The 8,514-nt window shown below is 69.3% G+C and carries 6 protein-coding genes, 1 tRNA gene and 1 pseudogene; 4 read left to right on the top strand and 4 right to left on the bottom strand.

Annotated elements, in window-relative coordinates:
- Positions 1 to 255: 255 nt before the first annotated feature.
- Complete coding sequence (locus tag AN216_RS23760) at positions 256 to 507, bottom strand: hypothetical protein (RefSeq protein ID WP_139140983.1); 252 nt, start codon at positions 505 to 507, stop codon at positions 256 to 258.
- 150 nt (positions 508 to 657) lie between these two features.
- Between AN216_RS23760 and AN216_RS23755 the strand changes: the two genes are divergently transcribed.
- Positions 658 to 1,659 carry a helix-turn-helix domain-containing protein gene (locus AN216_RS23755; RefSeq protein WP_244502629.1) on the top strand — a complete coding sequence of 334 codons (1,002 nt, stop codon included), beginning with the start codon at positions 658 to 660 and terminating at the stop codon, positions 1,657 to 1,659.
- A gap of 101 nt (positions 1,660 to 1,760) precedes the next feature.
- Here the strand turns inward: AN216_RS23755 and AN216_RS23750 are convergent, their stop codons facing one another.
- Complete coding sequence (locus tag AN216_RS23750) at positions 1,761 to 2,564, bottom strand: ABC transporter permease (RefSeq protein WP_070198765.1); 804 nt, start codon at positions 2,562 to 2,564, stop codon at positions 1,761 to 1,763.
- The gene (locus AN216_RS23745) at positions 2,561 to 3,526 is read right to left on the bottom strand and encodes an ATP-binding cassette domain-containing protein (protein ID WP_070198764.1); all 966 of its coding nucleotides are present in this window, start codon (positions 3,524 to 3,526) and stop codon (positions 2,561 to 2,563) included. Before AN216_RS23745 ends, AN216_RS23750 begins: the two co-directional genes overlap by 4 nt.
- Before the next feature lie 313 nt (positions 3,527 to 3,839).
- On the opposite strand from AN216_RS23745, the gene AN216_RS23740 reads away from it, so the two are divergent.
- The 3 genes from AN216_RS23740 to AN216_RS23730 all read left to right on the top strand — a co-directional run bounded on the left by AN216_RS23740 (position 3,840) and on the right by AN216_RS23730 (position 7,938).
- Entirely contained in the window at positions 3,840 to 6,686 is a 2,847-nt protein-coding gene (locus tag AN216_RS23740; RefSeq protein WP_079166922.1) for an MMPL family transporter, read from the top strand.
- Positions 6,687 to 6,739: 53 nt separating this feature from the next.
- Positions 6,740 to 7,747, top strand: a complete 1,008-nt coding sequence (gene sbnB, locus AN216_RS23735; protein ID WP_070198763.1) for a 2,3-diaminopropionate biosynthesis protein SbnB — start codon at positions 6,740 to 6,742, stop codon at positions 7,745 to 7,747.
- A 117-nt stretch (positions 7,748 to 7,864) separates the two neighbouring features.
- Positions 7,865 to 7,938, top strand: a tRNA-Met gene (locus AN216_RS23730).
- Positions 7,939 to 8,113: 175 nt separating this feature from the next.
- On the opposite strand, the pseudogene AN216_RS23725 reads toward AN216_RS23730, so the two are convergent.
- Positions 8,114 to 8,514 (bottom strand): annotated as a pseudogene (locus AN216_RS23725) (hypothetical protein); the annotation flags it as partial.

Raw genomic sequence — 8,514 nt, 5'->3', positions numbered from 1 at the left:
ACGCATAAGTATGTACCCCCAGTTACTCATGTGTTGGCAGGAAGCTGGCGGTTGCCGTGCACGCTTCCTGCGCCCCCTGGGGCAAATACTCACCCGATCCCGGATTCGATGTCACGGGTTCGCGTTGTCAGGGTCCTGCGGTGGCAAGACATTGCCAGTGCCCGTCGGTTTGGGAATCTAGGGCTTTCTCCAGAACTCGCTGAGTGACCGCTGTCGCCGAAGAATTGACTACCCGTCAGTAGAAAGGGAAAGGTCTCAGGAATGGCCCTCCCAGTGCCAGCCCAGCAGTTCCTCCTGGGCCAGCATCCGGATCATGATGCGCCGGGCGGCCTCCTTCGCGTGCTCGGCTGTGCGAGCCCGCAGGTAGAGCACGGTTTCGGCGCTGTCCATGTCCGTTTCCGCGTAGGCGTGTTCGAGCCCGTCCTCCGGGCCCGCGGCGGCATGCAGGAACTCACGGACCTGGGTGGCATCCACCACGGTCTGGCCGCGCAGTAAGCGGCCCGCCACGATGTACATCGTTACCTCACACGAGGGACCCGGTGCGCAGGGTGAGCAGCGTTATCCACAAGCCCCATGGTCGGTTGCGGTTGGTGTCGTATGGTGTGGCGCGCTTGGCCAGCGCGGGGGGTTAGGCACCGACGTGTTCATCGAGGGGGGATGGCATTGCTGGGGATTCTTGGTGTCAGTGCGGACGGGGAGAGCGTCTATAGAGCCATGTTGGGTGCTCCGGATCGGGGTGTGGCGGAACTCGCCGACGACCTTCACTGGGCGCCGGAGAGGGTCCGGGACGCGCTTGACGAGTTAGCTCGACTGTCTCTGACCCGCAGGTCTGACCAGCGGCCCAGCGGCCTGCTGCTCGTCGACCCGGAGGTGGGCCTGGAGCAGTTGCTCGCGCGGCGACAGTCCGAGCTGGCTCAGCGGCAGCACGAGATCACCTCCAGCAAGGTCGCGATCCGAGAGCTGGTCGCGGAGTACAGCGACACCGTCCAGGTCGGACGTCGGCTGGACGTGGAGCAGCTCGACGGCGTCGACGTCGTGCGCGTCAAGCTCGAGGAGCTCGCTCACAACTGCACGTCCGAGGTGTTGGAGTTCATCACCGGAGGCGGGCAGTCGGAGGCCAACCGAGAGGCCAGTCGGCCGCTGGACGAGAGGCTCCTCGAGCGTGGTGTGAGCATGCGTTCCGTCTACCTCGAAAGTGTGGTCAACCACCCGCGGACGGTGTCGTATCTGGAGTGGCTGAACGACCTGGGCGCGTGCGTACGGCTCGCCCCCGCGCTGCCGCTGCGGATGATCGTCTTCGATCGTGAGGCGGCGATCATACCGACCGACCCGGAGAACACCGCGAGCGGTGCCCTGTTGCTGCACGGCGGCGCGTTCGTCACCGCGCTGTGCGCGCTTTTCGAGCAGACCTGGCAGGAGGCGTCGCCCTTCGGCAGCACGCCGCAGCGGCACAGCAGCACCGGTCTGACCCCGCAGATGCGGGCGGTCCTGAGCCTGTTGGCGGGCGGACACACGGACGAGGTGGTGGCCCGGAAGCTGGGCATCTCGGTGCGCACCTCGCGCCGGATCACCGCCGAGCTGATGACCGCGCTGGGCGCCCGCAGCCGCTTCCAGGCCGGGGTCATCGCCGGTGAGCGCGGCTGGCTGCACGGCACCTAGGCCGCGTCGGTCGGATCGGCTGCGGGGATCGCTCTGGCGGCGCTCGCCTGGCACGTACATCCGCCGCCTGGTCCGTTGCTCGGTGCTCAACGGGCCGTCAGTCATCGCGTCCGGAACATCCGCAGACAGGTCGGCACCAGCACCAGGATCAGCAGTGCGATGGAACCGGCCGCGATGGGCAGGGCGTTCTGCACGGCGAAACTCTCCTCGATGGCCGGTTCGTTGCCCCAGAGGTCCCGGACAGCGGCGGAGAGCGAGCTGGCGGGGTTCCACTCGACGATCGTACGCAGCCAGTCGGGCAGCCCGTTGAGCGGCATGAAGGAGCTGGAGAGGAAGGAGAAGAGCACCATCACGAGCGCCGATATGCCGTTGATCGCCTCCATGTTGCGCAGCACCATGCCCAGCAGCGCGCCGAGCCACAGCATCGCGTAGGCGAAGGAGAGCAGCAGCACGAAGCCGAGCAGGATGGACAGCGGGTCGCTGTCCGTACGCCAGCCCACCAGCAGCCCGACGACGGTGACCGCGCCCATGCTGATCATCGCCGGCACCATGTCCGCCGCGGTGTGGCTCACCAGCACGGCCGGGCGTCCCATCGGCAGCGAACGGAACCGGTCGATCAGGCCCTTGCTCAGGTCCGTGGCCACGCCCAGCGCGGTGATGCCCACACAGGTGAGGCCGACCTGGGCGTAGACCCCGGCCATCACGTAGTCCTCGAAGTCCACCCCGCCCTCGATGGTCATCACGCTGGAGAACATGTAGCCGAGGATGACCACCATGGCCACCGGCGTCATCGCGGTGGAGATGATCTTCTCCGGGGTCCGCCGCAGGTGGCGCAGGTGCCGGCCGGTCAGCGTCAGTACGTCCGTGAGCCCCGGGGACCCGGCGTTCGGGCTGGTGCCGCTCATCGCTCCTCCTCGGCGGTCGAGCCGCCCGTCTTCGCGCCGGTCAGCTGGAAGAACACGTCATCGAGGGTCGGCCTGCGCATGGCGAACTCGACGACCTCGACGCCGATCGCCTCCAGGGCGGCGGCCGACGCCGCGATGGCGTTCATCCGGTTGTTCAGCTGTACGTGGATGCGCCGGCCCGTGTCGTCCACGACGGGAGCCGCCATGGCCACCCGCGCCAGGGCGGAGAGCGCGTGCGGTACGGCCTGCGGATTGGCGAGCAGGATCTCCAGCCACTCGCCACCGACCTTGTACTTCAACTCGTCGGGGGTGCCCTCGGCCAGGGCCTGCCCGGAGCCGAACACCACGATACGGTTGGCCAGGAAGTCGGCCTCCTCCAGATACTGCGTGGTGAGCAGCACCGTCACGCCCTGCGCCACCTGCTGACGCACCATCTGCCACAGCACCATCCGACTGCTCGGGTCGAGGCCGGTGGTGGGCTCGTCCAGGAAGAGCACGGTGGGTGAGGAGATCAACGAAGCGGCAAGGTCCAACCGGCGCCGCATACCGCCGGAGTAGGTGCCGGCCGGACGGTCGGCGGCGGACTCCAGCTCGAAGGCGGCGAGCAGTTCCTCCGTGCGCGCCACGGCGCCGCGCTTGCCGAGCTTCAGCAGCTTGCCGAGCATGGTGAGGTTCTCACGGCCGGTCAACAGCTCGTCCACGGCGGCGTACTGACCCGCGAGACCGATACGACGGCGTACCTCGAGCTGGTCACGCGCCACGTCGAAGCCCGCCACCCGGGCGTGTCCCTGGTCGTGGTCGAGCAACGTGGCGAGGATCCGGACCGTGGTGGTCTTGCCCGCGCCATTGGGTCCGAGAAGGCCCAGCACGGTGCCGCTGCGGACCTCGAGGTTCACACCGGACAGCGCCTGGTGATCTCCGTACCGCTTTCCCAGCCCTTCCGCCTGTATGGCGATCTCCACGGTTCCCCCTCCCTAGATTCCTGAGCCTGAGAAATTCCAGATCCCCGCACGCAGAGCCGGAGTTCGTATGACGATGTTTCGGAATGTAACAGCGGAACCCCGCGGGTCATGCCCGCTATGCGTGGTATGTGATGGCAGCAGTATGCGGGGGCATGTTGCTGCACCCGTTGTTCCTCCGAGCGCACGGGGGGTGGCCTCTAGCGTCGGAAGCGACCCCCCACCGGCCGCCGCGGACTACGACCCGAACGGTCCGAATCCCACTCCAGGGCGCGGGACCCGCCACGGGGCATCACCGTTGACCGCAGGAGAGGTAATGGCAAGCAAACGCAACTTCGCCGCCGCGCTCGGTGACTGGAGCGCCAGCCATCGCAAGACGGCCGTCTTCGGTTGGCTGATCATGGTCGTGTTGGTCACCGTGCTCGGCGGGGCGGCCGGACAGCAGACCATGACCGAGGCGGACTACGGCACGGGTGACTCCGGCAAGGCGGAACGCATCCTCCAGGAACACGGCCTCGCACCGCCCGCCGAGGAACTGATCCTCGTGCAGAGCGACGAACACAAGGCCACCGACCCGGAGTTCCGCACGACCGTAGACGAGGCCGTCGCCGCGATCAAGAAGACCGACCTGGTCAAGGGAGTGCAGAATCCGAACACCACCGGAGTGGTCTCCGAGGACGGGCGCTCCGCGCTGATCCAGTACGAGGTCAAGGGGGACCCGGAGACCGCGTCGGAGCGCATCCAGCCGGTGGAGGACGCCGTCGCCGAGGCCGAGGAGTCCGCCCAGGGCGTGACCCTCGGCCAGTACGGCGCGGCGACCGGCCTCAAGGCCATCAACGAGAGCCTCGGCGAGGACCTGCTGCGGGCCGAGTTGACGGCACTGCCGGTCTCCCTCGGCATCCTGCTGGTGGTCTTCGGTGCCCTGGTGGCCGCGTTGCTCCCGCTGCTGCTGGCGGTCACCGCCTGTGTCGCCGCGATGGGACTGCTCGCGGTCAGCAGCCAGTTCGTCCCCGTGGACGGCATGACCACCTCGGTGATGTTCCTGATGGGCCTCGCCGTCGGGGTCGACTACTGCCTCTTCTACCTGCGTCGCGAGCGTGAGGAGCGTACGGCCGGCCGGGACAAGGAGACCGCGCTGCGGATCGCCGCGGCGACCTCCGGCCACTCGGTACTCGTCTCCGGTATCACCGTGGTGGTCGCGATGGCCGGCATGTTCCTCTCCGGGCTGACGGTCTTCGAGGGCTTCGCCATGGCCACCATCGAGGTCGTGCTGATCGCCGTGCTCGGCTCCATGACCGTGCTGCCCGCCGCCATGGCGATGCTCGGCGACAAGGTGCAGAAGGGCCGCATACCGTTCGTCAGCCGGCGCCGGGAGGCCGCCGAGGCGACGGGCCCGCGCCAGCAGAGCAACAAGCTGCTGCGCGCGGTCCTCGCCCGCCCCGCCCTGTTCGCGATGGCCGGCGCGGTGCTGCTGCTCGCGCTCGCCGCGCCGGCCATCGGCATGAAGACGGAGAAGCTCGGCACGGACGAACTGCTGCCGCCGGACGACCCGATGGTCTCGGTGGCCGAGCAGATCAGCGAGAAGTTCCCCGGCACGCCCTCGCCGGCCGGAGTGGTCATCGAGTCGGACGACATCAAGTCCCCTGAGGTCACCCGGGCGATAGCGGACTTCAAGCGGGAGGCCGTCGCCTCCGGACACGCCAAGAAGCCGATCCAGACCAAGGTGCACGCCGCGGAGGACGTCGCGGAGATCAGCGTGCCACTGGTCGGCAGCGGCAGCGACGACAAGTCCAAGGACGCGCTGGAGGCACTGCGCGGCGATATCATCCCGGGCGCCTTCGACGAGACCGGCGACACCGTGCTCGTGCGTGGCGAGCTGGCCTTCTCCGAGGACTACAGCGACGCGCTGAGCGACAGCATCGTGCCGGTCTTCGCGTTCGTCATGAGCGTCACCTTCCTGCTGATGCTGTTCACCTTCCGCTCCCCGGTGATCGCGCTGACCACGATCGTGCTGAACCTGATGTCCGTGGGAGCGGCGTACGGCGTGATGTCCGCCGTGTTCCAACACGGCTGGGGCGACGCGCTGGTGGCCACGGAGGCGCCGGGAGCCGTCGAGTCCTGGATGCCGCTGTTCGTCTTCGTGGTGCTCTTCGGGCTGTCGATGGACTACCACGTCTTCGTGGTGTCGAGAATCCGGGAGGCGCGCGACCAGGGCGCGGCCACCCGGGAGGCCATCGAGCACGGCATCCGGTCCACGGCCGGGGTGGTCACCAGCGCGGGCTTGATCATGGTCGCGGTGTTCGCCGTGTTCGGCACGCTGGCCATGCAGGACTTCAAGCAGCTGGGCGTCGGTCTCGCGGTCGCGGTCCTGCTGGACTGCACGGTCGTACGGGCCGTGCTGCTGCCCTCGGTCATGGCGCTGTTGGGCGAGGCGAACTGGAAGCCCCGGCGGTTCCAGGCCACCGCCGAGGAGCCGCCGGCCGCCGTACCAGGCGATCCGCGGGCGGCCAACGGGCAACCTGGGGCGTACGCGCAGGCGGGGACGTACGCGCATGCTGCGACGTACGGCCAGCAGCCGGCGTACGGTCAGCCGGCGCCAGCGCAGCCGGCATCCGGGACCCACGCGTACCAGCCGGCTCCGGGTGTCATGGGGCAGGCACCCCCGATGCACGCGGGGCAGTTGCCCCCGGAGACGCCCCGACCGGACCAGACGGCTCCGCTACCGAAACAGGGGGACGCCACGGTCCAGTTGCAGGGCCAGGGATCGGGACAGGGCCAGGGGCCGACAGCCCCCGTACCGCCGGCGGACGCCACCATGCAGCTGCCCGCGCCGGGGCAGCAGCCCGCGGGGCAGGCGCCGACGGGGCAGGCCCCCGCCGGGCAGCCGTACGCGGGGCCGCCGCCGTCGCACGCGACGGTGCAGTTGCAGGGACAGGGGCAGCAGGCCGACCAGCGGCCGCAACAGTCCGTCCAGCAGCCCCAGCAGCCCCAGCACCAGCCGCCGGCCGGCCAGCAGCCGCAGCCGGAGCCACAACAGGCCGCCGAACAGGACGAGTCCGGTGAACGGTCCGCGGACCAGCAGCGGCCACCGGCCCCGTCCGGCAACGACACCACCATGACCATCGCCGACCCCAGCCGGAACGACGATCTGTTCACCCGCTGACGCGCCCGGCAGAGCCAGGGCGGCACGCACACCAGAGAGGAACAGCGACCACCGTGTTCGAGTTCAGCGTCATCGGCGGCAAGACCGCCCGCGAGATCATCGCGGGCAGCCGCTCCGACATCGTCCGTACGGTCCGGGAGACCTACCTCACCCATGACGCGGGCGACTCCGTCAATCCGGACAGCTACTTCCTGCGTTTCCCGGACAAGCCCGACTCCCGGATCATCGCCCTGCCCGCCTACCTCGGGGGCGAGCACGACGTGGCGGGTATCAAGTGGATCAGCAGCTTCCCCGGGAACATCCAGGACGGCATCCCGCGGGCGTCCGCGGCGCTGCTGCTGAACGACTACGCCACCGGCTACCCGTTCGCGCTGCTGGAGGCGTCCCAGATCAGCGCGGCGCGTACGGCGGCCTCCGCGGTACTCGCCGCCGAGCAGCTGACCGGCGGCCGTACGACCGCCAGACTGACCGTCGTCGGGGCCGGCATCATCGCGCGCAACATCCTGGAGTTCTTCCACGCGCAGGAGTGGTCGATCGGCGAACTCGTCGTGCACGATCAGTCGGCCGAGTACGCCGAGGCGCTGGCCGACCACGCGCGTACGGCGCTGGGCGAGTCCGCGTCGGTGGAGGCCGACCGGGACAAGGCGATCACGGGCGCGGACGTGGTGCTCTTCGCCACCACCGCAGGCGAGCCGTACGTCGTGGAGCGTGACGCGTTCGTCCCGGGGCAGGTCGTGCTCAACGTCTCGCTACGGGACATCGGCGCGGAGATCGTGCACGGGGCGTACAACATCGTGGACGATGTCGAGCACTGCCTGAAGGCCAACACCTCGCCGCACCTGGCGGAACAGAAGTACGGCAACCGGGACTTCATGACCGGCACGCTCGCCCAGCACATCCGCGGCGAGGTGGGCACGGACTCGGACAGGCCGGTGATCTTCTCGCCGTTCGGGCTGGGCGTGCTGGACCTCGCGGTGGGCGCGCACGTGTACTCCGCGGCGCGCGCCACCGGCGACGCGGTGGAGATCCGGGACTTCTTCGGGGAGACGACCCGGTGGTAGGCCCCCGCCGGTAGCCCGATGTTGACCGCTCGTGCCCCGCACCGCCCCGCCCGTGGCGTGTGGGGCACGGCCGATTTCCCATCCGTGCCTCCGGTGGCGTAGAGTCATGCACATCGCCGCGGGGTGGAGCAGCTCGGTAGCTCGCTGGGCTCATAACCCAGAGGTCGCAGGTTCAAATCCTGTCCCCGCTACTGCGGATGTCCTCGGACATCGAAAGCTCCCGGACTCACCAGTGAGTCCGGGAGCTTTCTCGTGCGCCGGGACGTCATGCTGTCGGACAGTTGGTGAGTGGGTTGAACGATAGGGCCCAGTCTGCCCGGATGCGCTCTCGGATGGGGAGGGAGCCGCAGGATCGCTGACGCCGGCTCACCAGGCGGTCAGTCGCGGGTCGGGCGGCGTGCGCGGATGGACCGGTTCCGGCACGGCTGGTTCTGACACGGCCGCCCACCGCGCCGGTTCCGTCGCGCGCTCCGGAACGGTGGCCTGCTCCCGTACGCGCGCGGCGTGCCCGATCCAGCGCGCGACGCTCTCCACGGTGTCCTCGTCCAGCTCCGCGAGCCGCCCGATGGCGTGTAGGTCGCCCGGGCGCGGGGGGACTCCCGCGCGGGTCAGTTCGGCGTGGAGGCGCATGCGGCGCAGGTCGGTCGAGGCGGTGCCGGCACCGGAGGCGGCCGAGGCGGGCACGGCGGCAGGGGCGGGCGAGACGGGCATGGCGGGCGTGGCTTCCGCGACGGGTGCGGGCGGCACGCACCGCTCCAGTTGCCACA

Origin of the sequence: Streptomyces oceani, from assembly GCF_001751245.1 — a bacterium.
GTDB lineage: Bacteria > Actinomycetota > Actinomycetes > Streptomycetales > Streptomycetaceae > Streptomyces > Streptomyces oceani.
Note: the sequence above shows the minus strand (reverse complement) of the source record. Positions and strands in the feature narration are given on the sequence as shown.

Bases quoted from the DNA above. Each gene is read 5' to 3' on its own strand.
- AN216_RS23750 (WP_070198765.1), bottom strand. From the start codon at position 2,564: ATGAGCGGCACCAGCCCGAACGCCGGGTCCCCGGGGCTCACGGACGTA.
- AN216_RS23755 (WP_244502629.1), top strand. From the start codon at position 658: ATGGCATTGCTGGGGATTCTTGGTGTCAGTGCGGACGGGGAGAGCGTC.
- AN216_RS23740 (WP_079166922.1), top strand. From the start codon at position 3,840: ATGGCAAGCAAACGCAACTTCGCCGCCGCGCTCGGTGACTGGAGCGCC.